The 18,490-nt window shown below is 41.1% G+C and carries 15 protein-coding genes; 4 read left to right on the top strand and 11 right to left on the bottom strand.

Annotation, left to right across the window (positions count from 1 at the left end):
* Positions 1-14 precede the first annotated feature (14 nt).
* The 11 genes from GVJ38_RS14390 to queA form a co-directional block, all read right to left on the bottom strand.
* Entirely contained in the window at positions 15-137 is a 123-nt protein-coding gene (locus GVJ38_RS14390) for a hypothetical protein (RefSeq protein WP_268839981.1), read from the bottom strand.
* Between the two features lie 90 nt (positions 138-227).
* Entirely contained in the window at positions 228-713 is a 486-nt protein-coding gene (locus tag GVJ38_RS06890; protein ID WP_159722444.1) for a hypothetical protein, read from the bottom strand.
* 208 nt (positions 714-921) lie between these two features.
* A complete protein-coding gene (adhE, locus tag GVJ38_RS06885; protein WP_159722443.1) occupies positions 922-3,525 on the bottom strand; it encodes a bifunctional acetaldehyde-CoA/alcohol dehydrogenase in 2,604 nt (867 codons plus the stop codon).
* Positions 3,526-3,815: 290 nt separating this feature from the next.
* Entirely contained in the window at positions 3,816-4,190 is a 375-nt protein-coding gene (yajC, locus tag GVJ38_RS06880; RefSeq protein WP_159722442.1) for a preprotein translocase subunit YajC, read from the bottom strand.
* Between the two features lie 80 nt (positions 4,191-4,270).
* Complete coding sequence (gene tgt / locus GVJ38_RS06875; protein ID WP_159722441.1) at positions 4,271-5,416, bottom strand: tRNA guanosine(34) transglycosylase Tgt; 1,146 nt, start codon at positions 5,414-5,416, stop codon at positions 4,271-4,273.
* Positions 5,417-5,586: 170 nt separating this feature from the next.
* Positions 5,587-7,575, bottom strand: a complete 1,989-nt coding sequence (locus GVJ38_RS06870) for an ABC transporter permease (RefSeq protein ID WP_159722440.1) — start codon at positions 7,573-7,575, stop codon at positions 5,587-5,589.
* 3 nt (positions 7,576-7,578) lie between these two features.
* Positions 7,579-8,340 carry an ABC transporter ATP-binding protein gene (locus GVJ38_RS06865; protein WP_159722439.1) on the bottom strand — a complete coding sequence of 254 codons (762 nt, stop codon included), beginning with the start codon at positions 8,338-8,340 and terminating at the stop codon, positions 7,579-7,581.
* A gap of 123 nt (positions 8,341-8,463) precedes the next feature.
* Positions 8,464-9,447, bottom strand: a complete 984-nt coding sequence (locus tag GVJ38_RS06860) for a sensor histidine kinase (RefSeq protein WP_159722438.1) — start codon at positions 9,445-9,447, stop codon at positions 8,464-8,466.
* Positions 9,444-10,127 carry a response regulator transcription factor gene (locus tag GVJ38_RS06855; RefSeq protein ID WP_159722437.1) on the bottom strand — a complete coding sequence of 228 codons (684 nt, stop codon included), beginning with the start codon at positions 10,125-10,127 and terminating at the stop codon, positions 9,444-9,446. Before GVJ38_RS06855 ends, GVJ38_RS06860 begins: the two co-directional genes overlap by 4 nt.
* A 73-nt stretch (positions 10,128-10,200) precedes the next feature.
* The gene (locus GVJ38_RS06850; protein WP_159722436.1) at positions 10,201-12,843 is read right to left on the bottom strand and encodes a cation-translocating P-type ATPase; all 2,643 of its coding nucleotides are present in this window, start codon (positions 12,841-12,843) and stop codon (positions 10,201-10,203) included.
* A 622-nt stretch (positions 12,844-13,465) separates the two neighbouring features.
* Positions 13,466-14,497, bottom strand: coding sequence for a tRNA preQ1(34) S-adenosylmethionine ribosyltransferase-isomerase QueA (queA, locus tag GVJ38_RS06845; protein WP_159722435.1), 1,032 nt, complete (start codon positions 14,495-14,497; stop codon positions 13,466-13,468).
* A gap of 126 nt (positions 14,498-14,623) precedes the next feature.
* On the opposite strand from queA, the gene GVJ38_RS06840 reads away from it, so the two are divergent.
* The 4 genes from GVJ38_RS06840 to GVJ38_RS06825 all read left to right on the top strand — a co-directional run bounded on the left by GVJ38_RS06840 (position 14,624) and on the right by GVJ38_RS06825 (position 18,485).
* Positions 14,624-15,514: a VOC family protein gene (locus GVJ38_RS06840; protein WP_159722434.1), complete on the top strand. Its 891-nt coding sequence runs from the start codon at positions 14,624-14,626 to the stop codon at positions 15,512-15,514.
* 240 nt (positions 15,515-15,754) lie between these two features.
* Positions 15,755-16,927 (top strand): betaine/proline/choline family ABC transporter ATP-binding protein, encoded by a 1,173-nt coding sequence (locus GVJ38_RS06835; RefSeq protein WP_159722433.1) that lies wholly within the window; start codon positions 15,755-15,757, stop codon positions 16,925-16,927.
* Between the two features lie 2 nt (positions 16,928-16,929).
* The gene (locus tag GVJ38_RS06830) at positions 16,930-17,568 is read left to right on the top strand and encodes an ABC transporter permease (RefSeq protein ID WP_159722432.1); all 639 of its coding nucleotides are present in this window, start codon (positions 16,930-16,932) and stop codon (positions 17,566-17,568) included.
* On the top strand, positions 17,568-18,485 hold the full coding sequence (locus GVJ38_RS06825; protein WP_159722431.1) for an osmoprotectant ABC transporter substrate-binding protein: 918 nt from the start codon (positions 17,568-17,570) through the stop codon (positions 18,483-18,485). Before GVJ38_RS06830 ends, GVJ38_RS06825 begins: the two co-directional genes overlap by 1 nt.
* The last annotated feature ends 5 nt before the right edge of the window (positions 18,486-18,490 follow it).

Raw genomic sequence — 18,490 nt, 5'->3', positions numbered from 1 at the left:
AGCCAAACACTTTTTTATTTTTGTGATTCTGAAGATCGCGGAGGTTGAGGGGAATCGAGTGCTAACAAATCTTGTAGTAACTCCTGTAATCCTGCTGCAGTTTGAGGATCGACCACGACTTTTGACTGTTTTTCCACGATTTCCCCTCCTCTTGATCATTCAACACTTTCCCAATTGAACCTGTTAACTTTAAATAGTTATTAAACTCAAAACTATGCTTCAATTCATTATTTCCGTTGAAATAGTCGTTGCCAAAAGCTCCGTTGTTGTTTGACTCCAGCAGCAAGATCGCCTGAATCTAAAAATGATTGGAAGCTCAAATTATCTTGTAGCAAAAATTGATTCAATGTGATCAAGTCATCTAGTGCAGCCACTTTTCGCCGCAACGTTCCAGCATCTAAAGTCAACACCGTGGCATCATTACCTTGCGCTGTCAAAATGCGCTGAAAATCCCGTTGTAAGACTTTCATCAATTCATTTTGCCGAGTCAATAACCCATTGATCAACTTAGGATCTTCCTGTTCGATCGGCACACTGTGTTTCAAATCAGCTACTGTTGACAGTGCTGCGACATAATCTTGAAGATCCAAGACAAAAACTTTCAATGGTTTACGCTCCATCAAGTCTTTTTGTTTCCCTAGTAAAGAACTCAAAGAAGCTAATTCTTGGTTTAAAACAGTCAATTCTTGGATATCACGGGTATATTTTTCCACGGCCGGTTTTCCTCTCTAACGATGTTAACTTTAGTCTAGCTTCTTTTGTTCTAACAGACAACTCCAAAAATAACATTTAATAAAAAGATTAGAAGCCTACTCAAATAATTCATTTAATCCGCATAATTTTTTAGAAATTATGGTTGATCATTTAGACAGAAAAAGGATTGAGACATATTTTATGTCCCAACCCCCTCGTGTCTACGCATTATTTTTTGTAGTCGTAAGACGTCACGATGATTTCTTTTAATTCGCTGATTAATGGTTCTTTTGGATTAGCAGTTGTACATTGATCTTCATAAGCTAATTCAGCCATCCGGTCAACAGTTGAATCTAATGTTTCTTGTGTTACCCCTTGAGCTTTCAAGTTCATATCGATACCGACCCGTGTTCCTAAATCATAAACTGCTTGTGCTAGAGCTTCGACTAATTCTGCAGTTGTTTCACCTTTTAGTCCTAAGAAGCGCGCGATATCCGCATAATCAGAGTCAGCTCGGAAATAATCATATTTAGGAAACATCGCGTGTTTTTGTGGATCTTTCGCATTGTAGCGAATGATGTGTGGTAACAAGATCGCATTCGTTCGTCCGTGTGGAATACCATATTCTCCACCGATTTTATGCGCGATCGAATGGCAAATTCCTAAGAATGCATTGGCAAAAGCCATCCCAGCCATCGTAGAAGCATTATGCATTTTTTCCCGTGACTCTGAATCTGGTGTCTTCACTGATTTTTCCAAGTAGTCAAAGACGATCCGGATCGCTTGTAAACTTAAGCCGCGCGTATAATCAGAAGCCATTACAGATACATAAGATTCAATCGCATGTGTCAAAACATCCATCCCAGTATCTGCTGTAACTGAAGCCGGTACTGACATCACAAACTGAGGATCAACGATCGCAACATCTGGTGTCAACGCGTAATCAGCTAGCGGGTATTTCACGTGTGTCTCACTATCCGTGATAACTGCAAATGGTGTTACTTCAGAACCAGTCCCAGATGTTGTTGGGATACAAACAAATTGTGTTTTAGCTGGTTTTTCGATCTGATATGTCCGTTTCCGGATATCCAAGAATTTTTGTTTTGCGCCAAAGAATGATGTATCTGGGTGCTCATAGAACATCCACATCCCTTTCGCCGCATCCATTGCTGAACCGCCACCTAGTGCGATGATCGTGTCCGGTTTGAAATCATTGATCATTTCTAACCCTTTATAAACCGTATCTGTTGAAGGATTTGGTTCCACTTCTGAGAAGACTTCAACTTTCACGTCGTTTGTTCGGCGAGCTAACACCTCACGAACGGTATCCGCGTAGCCAAATTGGACCATTCCCGGGTCACACACTAGCATCACTCGTTCAACGCCTTCCATTTGCGTCAAGTATAACAATGAATTTTTTTCAAAATAAACTTTTGGCGGTAATTTGAACCATTGCATATTATTTCTCCGTTTCGCTACAGTTTTGACATTGATCAAATCGATGGCTGAGACGTTATGAGAAACTGAATTTTTACCATAAGATCCGCAACCTAATGTTAATGATGGAATCAATTCATTGTAGATATCGCCGATTCCGCCTTCTGCTGAAGGTGAGTTCACTAAGATCCGGCAAGCTTTCATTCGGAGACCGAATTGGACTTGTAACTCTTCATCTTCGGTATGGATGACAGCTGTATGTCCTAAGCCACCGAGTTCCAACATTGCCTCAGCTAAGCGGAACCCATCTGCATGATCTTTAGCTTTCAACATGGCTAAAACAGGAGATAATTTTTCACGAGATAGCGGATAATCTGCGCCAACTCCGTCTAATTCAGCAATCAGTAATTTAGTCCCTGCTGGAACTTTGATACCCGCTTTTTTCGCGATCTCTTCAGCAGAGTAGCCAACAATACCTGGATTGACTGCATATTTACCTTCATTCATGACTGCGTCTTCTAATTTGCTTAATTCAGCTTTTTTCACGAAGTAAACTTGATGACTTTCAAATTCAGCTTTAACTGCTGCATAAACTTCTTTATCAACGATTACAGCTTGTTCTGAAGCACAGATCATACCGTTATCAAAGGTTTTTGAAACGATCAAATCATTAACCGCACGTCTGATTTTTGCAGTTTTTTCGATATAAGATGGCGTATTACCTGGTCCAACCCCTAAAGCTGGTTTTCCTGTTGAGTAGGCTGATTTCACCATACCAGAACCACCAGTTGCTAACACGATCGCAATTCCTGGATGATTCATCAAACCTTGTGTCGCATCAATCGAAGGATGTTCGATCCATTGAATACAATTTTCTGGTGCACCAGCCGCAATTGCTGCATCTCGAATGATCTCAGCAGCTTTAGCTGAACATTTTTGCGCGCTTGGATGGAAGGCAAACACGATTGGATTTCGAGTTTTCAATGCAATCATTGCTTTAAAGATCGTAGTCGATGTCGGGTTCGTCGTTGGTGTTACCCCACAGATCACACCGACAGGTTCAGCAATTTCGATCAGGCCTTTTTGTGGATCTTCATGAATCACACCGACAGTCTTATCGTTTTTGATGTTGTTCCAAATATATTCAGAGGCATACATATTTTTGATTGCTTTATCTTCATAGATCCCGCGGCCAGTCTCTTCAACAGCCATTTTTGCTAACATCATATGTTTATCTAAGGCAGCCATTGCCATTTCATGGACGATGTGATCGACCTTAGCTTGATCGAAATCGGCCATTTCATTTAAGGCCACATTGGCTTTTGTCGCTAAATCGTTGATCATCTCTTCAACGTTGATTGTATCTTTTTGAACTTTCTCTGCTGCTTTAACCATAATAGTCCTCCTAGTAGCTGAAAATTATTTGTTAATCATTTCACATTCATATCATACAATACTTACAACAACTTGTAAATATCTTTTTGTGATTTTTTTCACAGTTATTTGATTTAACATTTCGAAATGCTGTTTCATTAATGATTTCATTATATCAGAAAATGATCTCATTTTAAAATCATTATATTCACATATAAATAATAATTGTATTTAATAAAACATAATTTCACAATAGTGAATAAAAAAAAGAGTATGACTTGAACTAGTTCAAGTCATACTCTTTAAGTTAGTTATTTTTCTTCAGTTGAATCGTCTTTTGGTTCAACTTCCGGTTCGATTGTTTCCGCTGGTTTTGCTTCTTCTTTTGGCACAGTTGGTTCTTGAACTGGTGCTGCAGTTGCGCTAGTTCCAGGAGTTACTGTTTTGATCGACGTCCGATCAAAGACTAAGAAGATCCCTTCGCAATCTAACGTAACAGTTTTTGCTTGGTCATCGATTTCAGATACGACGCCGTGCAATCCGCCGATCGTTACGACTGCATCGCCGGCTTTCATTGAATCTAATAAACTTTGACGTTGTTGTTGTTGTTTCTTCTGGGTACGGTTCATCATGAAGAACATCCCCACCATCACAACTAACAAAATAATCATTGAAAAGTTGCCCATTTACTTACTTCCTCTCATTTTCTGCTTAATAATAACTGTATCAAAGAAGTCTGATTTACACTAGTCTTTTCCTGAAGTTTTTAGAAACTTTTTGCGTTTGCTTTGTTAAACCCATAGGATTCGAAAAAGGCTTCACGAAAATCTAATAAATTATCATCCATGATCGCTTGTCGAACTTGTTTCATCAAGTTCAATAAAAAGTACAGATTATGATACGAAGTCAACCGGATTCCAAATGTTTCATCGCAATGAATCAAATGACGAATGTATGCGCGTGAATAGTTCCGACACGTGTAGCAATCGCAATTTTCATCTAACGGTCTAAAGTCACGGGCGAACTTAGCATTTTTCACTACGAGTCTTCCCGTCGAAGTCATGCAAGTCCCATTACGTGCGATCCGAGTCGGCAAGACACAATCGAACATATCGATCCCGCGAATCACACCATCAATTAACGAATCAGCTGCTCCAACGCCCATCAAGTAGCGTGGTTTATTTTCAGGGATCAATGGCGTCGTAAATTCTAATACTCGATTCATCTCGGCTTTGGGCTCGCCAACAGATAATCCCCCAATGGAATAACCTGGAAAATCTAAGCTGACTAGATCTTTCGCACTTTGGCGTCGCAAGTCTTCAAAACCAGCTCCTTGAATGATCCCGAATAGACCTTGTGTTGCTGGATTAGCGTGCGCTTTCAAGCCTCGTTCTGCCCAACGAGAAGTTCGTTCGACCGATTTTTTGACATAATCATAGCTTTCATCAAACGGTGGACATTCGTCAAAACTCATCATAATGTCGGAACCTAATTTATTTTGAATCTCAATCGCCTTTTCGGGTGACAAAAACATTTTCGATCCGTTCAAATGATTTTTAAAATGTACACCCTCTTCAACGATATTTCGCATATCAGCTAATGAGAAAACTTGGAAGCCGCCAGAATCGGTTAAGATCGGCTGATCCCAGTTCATAAATTTATGCAAGCCACCTGCTTCAGCAACTAAATCTTCTCCCGGACGTAACCATAGATGATACGTATTGCTCAAAATAATGCTGGCGCCCATCTCTTTTAGTTCTTCTGGTGACATCGTTTTGACTGTGGCTAGTGTCCCGACAGGCATGAACATCGGTGTCGGAAATGTTCCGTGCGGGGTAATGATCTCCCCTAATCGCGCCCCCGTATGTTTTTCTTTTTTGATCAAACGATAAGAAATGGCAGGTTCTGTCATCTTTCATCCTACTTTCTTTACTATATAATGTATGTATTTTTTGTTCACAACTTGTATCATCATAAATGTTTTTACTAGCATTTGCAACCGTAACTGTAACGCTTTAAACTTTACTCAAAATGAAAAAGCAGAAACGATCTTGATGCTGCGAGATCGTTTCTGCTTTTTAATTAACGTTCTACGATTTGATAATAACTTTTAGCTGTCAATTGATAGACGATAAAATAGAGCAAGGCAAAAATCACGACAACTGCTACGGCGGTCAATAAAAGTAAGTTCCCATTAGCTAAACCAAATAATAGCAGCAATTTTTTGATTAAAGGAAAAGCAAAGGCTAGATGAATCACTGCTACAATAATTGGAAACGCAAAAACTAATAAAACCTGACTGTGGATAACTTTTTTTACTTCTTGGTGACTCAATCCGACTTTTTGTAAAATATTGAAGCGTTCTTGATCATCCATGCCTTCTGAGATTTGCTTATAGTAAATAATCAGAGCTGTTGCTAACGTAAACGTCAGCCCGAAAATAATCCCTAAGAAAAAGAAGCCGCCAGTAAAGGTTTGACTCGATTGGACAAATTCATCTTTAGCATCAAATTGGTAATTTTGATGATTGGGACCGTACTCAACTGCTAACTTATTTTGTAATTGCTTGGCAAAGTTGACCCGTGACGATAATGTTTTACCCTTAAAATCAAAGTTGATCACATACTGTGGCTGGCGATATTCAGCTGTTTCTTTTGTCTGGTACCACTTATTCAATAAATTTTGGATTGTGGACCAATCATTCATCACCACGACATAACCTGCTGAGATACCTTCACCAGCTTTAAAACCTGGTAACTGTTTGATTCTTTTTTTGACCGTAAACTCTTCATTGACCAAATGCAACTGATTTCCCGCAACTTTTCCATCTAATGTTAAAAGCATAACTTCTTGTTGGGCAAGTGGTGTTTTATCCTGACTGAGCCGTTGATATTCTTTTTGATCCAACAAATAAAGCATCGCCGCACGGTTTAATTTCGTCAGATCATTGTTCAGTCTATTTGAAACATCGAAACCCGTTGCTGTTTTTTCAAATAATAAACTGTCGCTCATCTTTAACGTAAATAAATGATGAGGCTGAACTCCTGCTTGGCGGGCAAAACTAAGAGCTGTTTGTTTCAATGCAGTCGGATTCTTTTTGGTGGTAATCGCAATATCATGAGTAAAACGTGTAGCCAACAAATCTTTTTGACCGAAAAACAAACTAGCTGTAGTTGCAACAGTTACTAAGACCATCGTGGATAACACACAAATACTTGCTAAGCCAGCTGCATTTTGCTTCATCCGATAAATCATGCTGGAAACATTGATGAAGTGATCGGTCTGGTAGTAAAAGGCGGGGCGATTTTTCAGTAGTTTTAACAGCGCGATACTTCCGGTGGTAAACAAACAGTATGTTCCTAAGACAACCAAAATCACCGCAATAAAAAACTTACTAAAAGCAGCCAGCGGAGATTCGATCGTCACCGCCAAATAGTAGCCTGCTCCCAACAACAACAACCCTAAAATAGTAACCGACCAATTCGTTTTCGGCATTTGCTCGCCACGTTTAGCGCCATGTAACAATTCGATCGGATTTGTCCGCGCAATCTGACCACAATTAATCAAAAACAATAGTAAAAAGATGATAGCAAAAATTCCCAAAACACTACCCACTACACTTAATGGTAGCTCAAAGATAAACGGTGTAGGGACTTGCATCATTTTCCGTAAAACTAAAAAAGCAAATTTTGCCAGTACTGTTCCGATAAATATCCCACTGACAACAACAAATAAAAAACTGAACCAAGTTTCCCACATCATGAGTTGATAAAGTTCTCGTTTACCAAGACCTAATACACTATATAATCCAAATTCTTTTTTTCGCTGCTTCAATAAAAAACTATTAGTGTACAACGAAAAGATCACTGAAAAAATAATAATAATCACATTGCCTGCATCAAACATCATCATCGCACTAGTTGCATCTGGCAATTTTTGCATTCCAGGATTTTTAATGATCACTTGGGTCAATGTATTGATTGCAACTAAAAAAAGCATCGAGATCAAAAATGGAAAGTAGGCGCGCTTATTTGTCCACAAATTGCGAAGAGCTAATTTCAAATAAAACATAATTTACACCGCCTTTGTCAACAATGCAGTCATCGTCTCACTGATCGTTTCTAAAAATTGAGCATTTGTTTTTTCACCCCGATACAACTGATGAAACACTAAACCATCTTTGATGAACAGTACTCGTTGTGCGTGACTAGCCGCAATTGAACTATGCGTCACCATCAAAATCGTCTGTCCATTTTCGTTGATCGTCTGAAACAATGCTAACAGTTGATCGGACGTTTTAGAATCCAATGCGCCAGTCGGTTCATCAGCTAATAAAATCTCTGGTCGCGTAATGATGGCACGCGCAACTGCCACCCGCTGTTTTTGCCCTCCAGACAATTCATACGGATATTTTTCTAGTAAAGAGTCAATCCCCAAGACCCGAACTAATGGCGTCAACTGTTTTTCCATCGCCCGATGATTCATCCGGGCTAAGACTAAAGGCAATAAAATATTATCCTTTACTGAAAAAGTATCCAACAAGTTAAAGTCTTGAAAGACAAATCCCAAATGATCTCGTCGAAAGGCTGCTGCTTCCTTTTCTTTGATCGTTTTAAAATCAACATCTCGTAAATAAATCGTTCCTGCAGAAGGTTGATCCAACGTTGCCAATAAATTCAACAACGTACTTTTACCAGAGCCAGATTCTCCCATGATCGCGACATACTCGCCTTTTTGAACTGCAAAATTGATATCCTTTAAAGCTTCCACCGGTGCAGCATTCAAGCGACCTTGATAAATTTTTTTCACATGATTTACACGTAATAATTCAGTCATTTGATTTTCCCCTTTTCAGCTTCAAACTAAAGTAGCTGAAGCTGTTGATTATTTTTTGATTGTTCTTAGCATACAAGGCCCCTGACTAAAAAACTACTTACAAAAAAACAGCCAAACTTACAATCATGAAAGTTTGGCTGTTGTTGGAAAACTTACAGTAACTGTCGTGCCATGATTTACTTTAGACTCGATCGTGATCTGACAACCGATTTTTTTGGCAATCGTTTTACTAAGATACAGTCCTAATCCACTGGCCCGCTGCTGAGTTCGACCATTAAATCCGGTATAGCCCTTTTCAAACACTCGCGGAAGATCTTCTGGTAAAATTCCAATTCCTGTATCAGCAATGTGCAACTGATTTTCCGAAAACCAAAGTGTGATCGTCCCGTCTTTAGTGTACTTGATAGCATTGAATAGAATTTGTTCTAAAATAAATTGAGCCCATTTAGGATCGGTCGTGACAGAACCAGTCAGCGATTTCAATTGTAACGTCAAATTTTTTTGCGAAAAGAAAGTCGCGTATTTTTTGACGGTCTGTTTAACGAGTGGTTCGACAGCAACCGTTTGAAAAACAAAATCTTGCTGATCAAGATTCGTGCGTAAATAATTTAATAGCAGTTGTAAATAATCATTGATTTTGAAGACTTCAGTTTTCATCGCTTGTGCAGGAGCCACTGTCTGGATTAGTAAATCCAATGCTGCTACCGGGGTTTTGATCTGATGGAGCCACAACCCAAAATCTTCTAGCAGTTCTTGTTTTTGCTGTTGCTGACTTACTTCCATTTCAGCTAAGCGGGTCACTTCTAGCATTAAAATTTTTTGGAGCAACGCTTCGTTAGTCGTATCAGCCACTGGTAAAAAATCTTTTGCATTCGTTTGTAGTCCTCTTTTTTGTAAAAGCTGTAATCGTTGATATTTTTGCAGCCAGCGATAAAAAGCAAGACACGTATAAAGAAAAAGCAGTGTTCCACAAAATAATACACTATCCCAAAATGGCGCTAAGTCCAAGTCATGCAAATAAAAAGTGAACAACGTGACAAGTGCTAAAACTAGCGAAAAAATATAGAGCTGCCACCGACCTCTTAAAAATAATTTGAACTGTTTCATAGTTGTTCCTCTTCAATCAAATAGCCTTTATTTTTGACAGTCTGGATCAAATCATCGATGCCACTGCTGGCTAATTTTTTTCGTAGTCGCGTCATATTAACCGCCAATGTGTTGTTATCAATAAATTCATCACTTTGCCATAGTGCTTCAATAATCGTTTCCCGAGCGACGATTTTTCCTCGCTGTTCCAACAGTAGTAGCAAAATCCGTGATTCATTAGGCGTAAGCAATACATTGGGGGTTCCTTCAATCAAATTTTCAGCCGGTAAAAAACGTCGATCCCCAAGTGAAAAATTAGTCGCTTGGTGCCCGTACTGGTAGCTTCGTCTCAATAATGCTTGGATCTTGGCTAGCAAAATCGTCAGATCAAACGGCTTGGCGATAAAGTCATCAGCACCCATACTCATCGCCATCACTTGATTCATCTGATCGTCAGCTGATGATAAAAAGATAATCGGAACTTCAGAAAAATCACGGATCGCTTTCGTCCAATGAAACCCATTATAATAAGGTAACGAGATATCCATCAAAACAAGATCTGGTGCAGCGTGTTGGCATTCCAGCGCTATTTGTTGAAAATCAGCCGGAAGCAACACTTGATAGCCCCACTGTTGCAATTGTTTTTCTAATACTGAGATGATCGTCTGGTCATCTTCGACAATAAAAATCGTTGAACTCATTGCCAAACGCTCCTTTTCGTTTTGTTCTAGTATAACGAAAAAGACGCTTGCTAGCTGCAAACGTCTCAAAATTTTAAATATTCTCTGGATCGATCTCGGGTGCTAACTGAAATTTGATCAATTCATTAACGATGATCGGCACAAGCGACAACAAGATCGCAATCAGCCAATGCATCAAACTAATCGGCACAAGATTGAACAATCGTTGCGTTACTGGAACGACTGCGATCAATGTCGTGATCGCTAAAGCTAGCCATGCCATTTGGGCCAATGATTTATTAATTGCTAAGTCAACTTTAAAGATTGACTTGCTGCTTCTAACATTAAAGACATGCAAGATTGAAGAAAACGCTAAGACTAAAAAGGCGGTCGTCTGACCAACTGCAAGACTTGGCGCAACAAATGGACTGATGGACTCAACAAACGCTCCGAGATAAAAGCCAACCAGCGCTACGACTGTGAATGTGATCGTATTGACGCCGATTTTTTTCCAAAGTCCTCGTGCAAAAACACTTTCGTTTTGTGGAATCGGTGCTTCATCCATGATCCCCGCCTCTGCTGGTTCACGTCCTAACGCAAAACCTGGTAACCCATCAGCCACCACATTGACAAATAATAATTGGACAGCTGTAAACGGTGCGCCCCAGCCTAACAGCATGGCGATCACTACGATGAAAATCTCCGAGACGTTACAGCTCAATAGGAAATTGATCGCTTTTCTGATTCCTTGATAAACTGCTCGACCGCGTGCCACTGCATCGACGATCGTCGCAAAATTATCATCGGTTAAAACCATGTCGGCGGCTCCTTTTGCGACATCTGTTCCCGTGATCCCCATCGCACAACCAACATCACTTGCTTTTAAAGCCGGCGCGTCATTTACTCCATCACCGGTCATCGCGACGACTGCACCCGTTTTTTGCCACGCTTTGACGATTCGGATCTTGTCTTCTGGCGTCACGCGGGCATAAACGGAAAGGTCTTTCACTTGAGCGACGAGTTCATCGTCAGTCATTTGTTGCAATTGACTACCAGAGATCGCTTCTTTACGCGAAGTCATGATCCCTAGCTCTTTGGCGATCGCGCCTGCTGTTACTACATGGTCTCCGGTGATCATCACTGTTTTGATCCCAGCTTTTTTCGCCCGTGCAATCGCTACTTTTGATTCTGGACGAGGTGGGTCGATCATCCCGATCAAGCCCATCAACCGCAGATTTTTTTCTAACGCTTCTGACGTGATCTCCGTTGGTTCTTCATCATGGATCGCATAGCCGACTGCGATGACCCGCAACGCTTTTTTCCCGAACCGATCATTGACGATCGCGGCTTGGTCGACATCACCATAATGAAATCGTGGGTACAACACATCAAATGCACCTTTTGTGATCGTCATGTATTTTTTTCCGCGTTTATGAACCGTCGTCATCATCTTTCGTTCTGAATCAAACGGTAGCTCAGCGATCCGCGGATATTTTTCTTCTAGTTCGGCTTTCGTATGATAATTTTCTTCAACTGCGCGGACGATCGCAGCTTCAGTGGGATTGCCTTTCACCACTAGTTCATTGTCTTCCTGTTCCACTAAGACATCTGTACAAAGAGCGGCAATGCTCAACACTTCCATCGCCTCTTCGGTCATGCCTTCTTCAGTGTCAGTTACCGTATCCCCGTGACTCCAAACGCGGCGAACACGCATTTTATTTTGAGTCAACGTCCCGGTCTTATCTGAACAGATCACATTTGCTGAACCGAGCGTCTCAACTGCCGGCAACTTACGAATAATGGCGTGTTTTTTCGCCATTTTTTGCACGCCAAACGCCAAGGTCAATGTGACGATGACCGCCAGTGTTTCTGGCACCGCAGCCACGGCTAGTGAAACAGCCGTGATAAACATTTCTAATAATGGTTCGCCTTGCATTTGCCCGATCAAAAAGACAAAAGCCGCAGCTGCCAAAGCGATCAAACTGATTCGTTTTCCTAACTGATTTAATCGTTTTTGCAGAGGTGTTTTTTGATTTTGATCATCATTTAATAACCCAGCGATCTTTCCCATTTCTGTTTGCATACCCGTTGCAGTCACGATCGCTTTCCCGCGACCATTGACTACTGTGCAACCTTTGTAGAGCATATTCAAACGATCACCAAGCGCATCATCGGCAGTACCAAGATAATCGCTGTCCTTTTCAACCGGTTCACTTTCTCCAGTTAACGCGGATTCTTCCACTCGCAGTTGTGAGCTTTCGATCACACGCGCATCGGCAGGGATCGCTGTTCCGTTTTCTAAAACTAACATGTCACCTGGCACTAATTTTTCAGCGTCGATCTCGCTGATCTTTCCCGCTCGTAAAACAGTCGCCGTTTGCTTATTCATATCTTGCAGTGCCGATAACGCTTTTTCAGCATTTCCTTCTTGAACGATCGCTAAAACGGAATTGATGATTACGATCGCAATGATCAAAAAGCTTTCAAAATAATCACCGTGATCAGTCGCGATTGCGGTGTAAAGCGAAATGATAGCCGCCGCTAATAAAATCAAGGTTGTAAAGTCCAAGAGTGTATGCAGAAATTTTTTTGCCACCGATTCTTTTTTGGCTTCATCAAATTTATTTTTACCATACTCGGCCGTTCTTTTTTCTACTTCTTTTTCGGTTAGTCCTTGCTCACTATTTGTTTTTAAAACTGCTTTCACTTCTTCGATCGTCTCTTTGAATGGTTCCATTCCATTCCTCCTTTTGTTATAAAAATAATCTTACTCTCTTACTATAACATAAGTTTTGTATCACTATCAAACAAATAGCTTGTTTCCGTTCTATAAAGTAACGAGCAAAAAATAATAAAAAAATAGTATAAAAATAAATGTAATCGCTTTCCAAAATAGAAGCTTTATGCTATATTATAAATACAAGGAAGGAGGAACTTAATCATTCGAAGGATTTCTCGATAATGTAGAACGAAGTAAACAATAAAGTTGTTCGTAATACCAGATTCACAAAGTTACACTCGTTTCATCAGATCCATTCAGTTACATCAAGTTGAGTAAGTACCATCAGTTTCAGTATACGTGTAAAGTATTTCTTTACAAATAGTGAATGCGTATCAAGATATTGAAAAGAATAACTCAAGATTAGAAGTAACACGATACGTAATGTTTCAGAGTAACAAAGTTCAAGTAGCAACAAGTGAAGATGTAGTTAAAACAAGATTTATGTTTATGATCTAGAAATTCCATCAATACTTTACATGTATAAAGTAATCGCAATTCGAATGATTAATCCTTCCATAAGTAAAAGCCAGGCGATCGAGCGCCTGGCTTTTTTGATGATAAAATTTTCAACAGGTCTTTATTTAACAAACATCGCATCACCAAAACTGAAGAAACGATATTTTTCTTCAATTGCGTGTTGATACGCGTTCAGTACATTTTCTCGACCAGCAAAAGCTGAAACAAGCATGACTAAAGTTGATTTTGGTAAGTGAAAGTTCGTTGAAAAAGCTTGAACGACTTTGAACTGATACCCCGGCGTGATAAAAATATCCGTCCAACCACTATCAGCTTTGATCGCACCGTCAAATTTCGTACCGATCGTTTCCAATGTCCGGATCGACGTAGTTCCTACTGCTACGATTCTTCCCCCTTGATCGCGAACAGCGTTTAATTTTGCTGCTGCTTCAGCTGTTAAACGGTAAAATTCACTGTGCATATGATGTTCAGAAATATTATCGACACTGACAGGACGAAACGTTCCCAAACCAACATGAAGCGTTAAATAAACGAGTTCGACTCCTTTAGCTTGGATCTCAGCCAATAGTTCTGGTGTAAAATGAAGCCCGGCGGTGGGTGCTGCTGCGGAACCATTTTCTTTAGCGTAAACAGTTTGATAACGTTCTGGATCTTCCAAACGTTCTTTGATATAAGGTGGTAGCGGCATCTCCCCTAATGATTCTAAGATCTCTAAAAAGATCCCATCATAATGGAATTCTACGATCCGGCCACCGTGTTCTAATTCCTCTTTGACTGTAGCAGTCAAGCGACCGTCACCAAATTTGATTTGTGTACCGACTTTAGCTCGGCGGGCGGGTTTGATCAACGTCTCCCACTCATCGCCTTTCGTGTTGTTCAATAGTAAAACTTCTAAGTGCCCCCCGGTCTCCGGTTTTTCACCGTATAAACGAGCGGGCAAGACCCGGGTGTTGTTCATCACGAGCGCATCACCGGCATTCAATTCGTCGATGATCTCATGAAAGTGTTTATCTTCGACTTTTCCCGTTTTACGATCTAAGACTAATAAACGCGAGCTGTCTCGTTTTTCTAGAGGGGTCTGGGCAATCAATTCTTCTGGCAAATCAAAATCAAAATCTTCAGTTGTTAACATAGCTTCTCCTCTTTTCCTCGGCTATTTTAACATGAAGTCGCGTACCTTAAAAGCAAGTCTTTTTAGTTTATGATTCTGTAGGGCTTTAGTATACTAACTTAAAATAAGTTTGTGAGGTGAAGTTCGATGACTACCTTTTTTCATCATATTTCATTGTTGACTCGTTACAAAGAAGAAAATCTTCAGTTTTATACGGCTACATTGGGTTTACGCTTTGTCAAAAATACCGTCAACCAAGATAACCATCGCATGTTGCATTATTATTATGGAGATTATGACGGCTCACCGGGGACGGTTGTAACTTTTTTTGTCGTTCCTTTATTGGGGCATCGTTATGACAATGAGCATTACTTAGCGGAGATCGGTTTGAACATTCCGCAAAATAGTTTGGACTACTGGCAACAACGACTGACTGAAAAACAAGTCCTGTTTGAAAAGCAAGGTCGTTCCCTCGTTTTTTATGATCCTGATCAAGTTAAATTGACCTTGACTGAGACCGACTTGCCACCCCTTGCAGCTCAGCGAGTGGTGCACAACGAGATCCCCAGCCAGTACCAACTGCTAGGGTTGCGTTTCACATCTTTCCATGTTCCAGAACCAGCTAAAACAAGTGCTTTCTTTCAAGAATTTCTTGGTTGGGAAACAACCGGTCAAAAAATCAAAGCTAGCGATTACGAATACTTGAATCTCTATCAAACTGACAGTACTGAAAAAAGTCGGATGGGCCGCGGCAGTATCGATCATATTGCTTTTGCTGTCAAAGATGATGCCGCCTTGGATGCTCTTTATCAAAAAGCTGTGCTACAACACTGGCAGATCGAAAAAATCATTTCTCGCGGCTACTTCAAAAGTTTGTACATTCGCGAGCCTGGCGGCAACCGAGTAGAATTTGCGACGCTAGGGCCCGGCTTTACGATCGATGAAGACCTCGCGCACCTTGGCGAAAGTTTTGCGCTACCGCCTTTTTTAGCGGATCAACGAGCTGAGATCGAAAAAAATATTTACGAAGAAATGTAAATCAACTAACGGACCACTCAAAAAGCTAAGCTGCGTGCTTAGCTTTTTTTGTTTTTAATCTGACAACAATTCTTTTAATGATGAAAGCTTTTCTCATCGCTTATTACTTGAAACTTTCAGCAAGTTATTTTCTAGTCGTCTCAATCGGTCTACTTTCCCAGCTTGATTTGCTTTTTGTGTCGCAGTTGTAGCATACTGAGAGAGTAGAAATTTCTATTTTTTGAAATTAGGGGTGAAGAAATGATTGAATTTGATAACGTCTCAAAAGTTTATGCCGGTAATAAAGTTGCCGTCAAAGATGTCAATCTTACATTTGAGACTGGGGAATTTATTTGTTTGATTGGTACGAGCGGGAGCGGAAAAACGACGACGATGCGGATGATCAACCGCATGATCGATCCGACCACCGGCACGATCAAAATCGATGGCGAAGATATCCAACAAAAAAATCCAGTCGAGCTGCGGCGGCAAATCGGTTATGTGATCCAAAATATCGGACTGATGCCGCATATGACGATCCGCGAAAATATCAATCTCGTGCAGCGTTTATTAAAAGTTGACCGCGAGACGCAAACTAAAACGGCGGAAAAGATGATCGATCTAGTCGAATTACCGCGCGAAATGTTAGATCGCTATCCCCACGAACTATCCGGGGGACAACAACAGCGTATCGGAGTGGTCCGAGCACTGGCTGCTGATCAAGATATCATTTTGATGGACGAACCCTTTGGCGCGCTGGACCCGATCACGCGTGATTCGTTGCAAGATCTAGTCAAAGATTTGCAAGAGCGACTTGGTAAAACGATCGTCTTTGTGACGCACGACATGGATGAAGCGTTGAAACTGGCTAGCCGGATCGCGATCATGAGTGAAGGTCGCGTGATCCAATTTGACACGCCTGATAATATTTTACGCCAGCCGGCCAATGATTTTGTTGAAGAATTACTGGGAGAAGATCGTCTGTTGCAAGCGCGGGAAGATACGACAACGGTGGGCGACATCATGATGAGAACCGCGGTTTCTATCACGCCGGAAAAAAGTTTGCAAAACGCAATTCGCTTGATGCGGGAAAAACGAGTCGATACTTTATTGATCGTGGATGACTCCAACACTTTAAAAGGCTTCGTGGATATCGAGACGATCGAAAAAGAACGCCGGCGCGGCACAGCTACAAGTGTCGGGGACATCATCAATCCAAAAGTATTTTACGTGAAAGAATCGGCCTTATTGCGTGATAGTTTACAACGGATCTTAAAGCGCGGTGTGAAATACGTTCCAGTCGTAGACGACTATAATCACCTAGTTGGTATCTTAACGCGTGTCTCACTAGTCGATATCATTTACGATGTGCTGTGGGGCGAAGAAGAAACGCTAGGTGACGCGGCAGAAAACGTAACTGACAAGGAGGCTTAACCATGACCCAATTTTGGAATCAATATGGCAGCCAGATCTTGACTAAAAGTGCCGAACATATTTACATCTCTGCACTGGCATTAGGCTTAGGAATCTTAGTCGCGGTACCTTTGGGAATCTTACTGACTCGCCTGCCAAAAATCGCAAATTTTGTGATCGGATTAGCCAGCTTGTTGCAAACTGTCCCTTCATTAGCTTTATTAGCGTTGATGATCCCCTTTTTAGGCGTCGGAAAATTTCCCGCGATCATCGCACTTTTCATTTATTCACTGTTGCCGATTTTACGGAATACGTATATCGGCTTGAAAAATGTCGACAGCAATTACCGTGATGTAGCCAAAGGGATGGGGATGACCAATCTTCAATCCATCACGACTGTTGAACTGCCAATCGCGATGCCAACGATCATGGCGGGTATTCGGTTAGCTGCTGTCTACGTAATCGCGTGGGCGACGCTGGCCTCTTACATCGGTGCTGGCGGACTCGGTGATTTGATCTTTAGCGGGCTGAATAATTTCCAACCGCCGCTGATCTTTGCCGGCACGATCCCCGTAACTTTGATCGCCTTGTTAGCTGATTTATTATTAGGCGGATTGGAAACAAGATTGACTCCCAGTGCGCTAAAAAAGGAGGAAAGCTGATGAAAAAAACAAAACTTTTTTTACTGTTAGTAGCTAGTCTACTTTTTTTAAGTAGTTGTTCTTTTCCTGGCTTAGCCTCTAACAATAGTGATGACACGATCGGGATCACTGGCGGCATCACCTCAGAGACGCAAATTTTAGCTGGAATCGTTTCAGGGATGATCGAACATTATACAGATCAAAAAACGACGATCATCAATAATTTAGCAACAACGACGATTAATCACCAAGCAATCATCAGTGGAGCAGCCTCCATCTCTGCTGCTCGCTACACAGGAACGGATTTGACGACGACACTGGGCTTGCCAGCTGAAAAAGATCCAGCCCAAGCGTTTAAAACAGTCAAGCGGGAATTTCAAAAACGCTATCACCAAACGTGGTTCAAGTCATATGGCTTTGACAATACGTACGTCTTTTTAGTCCGCAAAGATACGGCGCAAAAATATAATTTAAAAAAAGTCAGCGATCTGAAAAATGTCGCCGACAAATTAAAAGCCGGTGTCGACACAGCTTGGATCACCCGTGAAGGCGATGGGTACGATGGCTTCAAAAAAACGTACGGCTTTGAATTTTCTTCGATTTTACCGATGCAGATCGGATTAGTTTACGATGCGGTAGAAGCTGGTAAAATGGATATCGTTTTAGGCTACTCCACTGATGGGCGGATCGCGTCATACGATCTAGTAATGTTAGAAGACGACTTGCACTTCTTCCCACCGTATGATGCAGCCCCGATCGCAACCGACGAAGTGTTACAAAAAAATCCGGAATTGCGACCGATCTTGAAAAAATTAAGCGGCCAGATCTCCACTCGTAAAATGCAGCAGCTGAATTATCGAGCGGACAATGATCTAGTGGAACCTTCTGTCGTGGCCGAAGAATTTCTAAAAGAACATCATTATTTCGAAGGGAAGTGACGGGC

The organism is Enterococcus sp. CSURQ0835 (assembly GCF_902706605.1).
Lineage (GTDB): Bacteria > Bacillota > Bacilli > Lactobacillales > Enterococcaceae > Enterococcus_A.
Note: the sequence above shows the minus strand (reverse complement) of the source record. Positions and strands in the feature narration are given on the sequence as shown.

What these genes read in the sequence shown, in the direction of transcription:
- adhE (WP_159722443.1), bottom strand. Translation starts at nt 3,525, where the DNA reads ATGGTTAAAGCAGCAGAGAAAGTTCAAAAAGATACAATCAACGTTGAA.
- yajC (WP_159722442.1), bottom strand. Translation starts at nt 4,190, where the DNA reads ATGGGCAACTTTTCAATGATTATTTTGTTAGTTGTGATGGTGGGGATG.
- tgt (WP_159722441.1), bottom strand. Translation starts at nt 5,416, where the DNA reads ATGACAGAACCTGCCATTTCTTATCGTTTGATCAAAAAAGAAAAACAT.
- GVJ38_RS06870 (WP_159722440.1), bottom strand. Translation starts at nt 7,575, where the DNA reads ATGTTTTATTTGAAATTAGCTCTTCGCAATTTGTGGACAAATAAGCGC.
- GVJ38_RS06865 (WP_159722439.1), bottom strand. Translation starts at nt 8,340, where the DNA reads ATGACTGAATTATTACGTGTAAATCATGTGAAAAAAATTTATCAAGGT.
- GVJ38_RS06860 (WP_159722438.1), bottom strand. Translation starts at nt 9,447, where the DNA reads ATGAAACAGTTCAAATTATTTTTAAGAGGTCGGTGGCAGCTCTATATT.
- GVJ38_RS06855 (WP_159722437.1), bottom strand. Translation starts at nt 10,127, where the DNA reads ATGAGTTCAACGATTTTTATTGTCGAAGATGACCAGACGATCATCTCA.
- GVJ38_RS06850 (WP_159722436.1), bottom strand. Translation starts at nt 12,843, where the DNA reads ATGGAACCATTCAAAGAGACGATCGAAGAAGTGAAAGCAGTTTTAAAA.
- queA (WP_159722435.1), bottom strand. Translation starts at nt 14,497, where the DNA reads ATGTTAACAACTGAAGATTTTGATTTTGATTTGCCAGAAGAATTGATT.
- GVJ38_RS06840 (WP_159722434.1), top strand. Translation starts at nt 14,624, where the DNA reads ATGACTACCTTTTTTCATCATATTTCATTGTTGACTCGTTACAAAGAA.
- GVJ38_RS06835 (WP_159722433.1), top strand. Translation starts at nt 15,755, where the DNA reads ATGATTGAATTTGATAACGTCTCAAAAGTTTATGCCGGTAATAAAGTT.
- GVJ38_RS06830 (WP_159722432.1), top strand. Translation starts at nt 16,930, where the DNA reads ATGACCCAATTTTGGAATCAATATGGCAGCCAGATCTTGACTAAAAGT.
- GVJ38_RS06825 (WP_159722431.1), top strand. Translation starts at nt 17,568, where the DNA reads ATGAAAAAAACAAAACTTTTTTTACTGTTAGTAGCTAGTCTACTTTTT.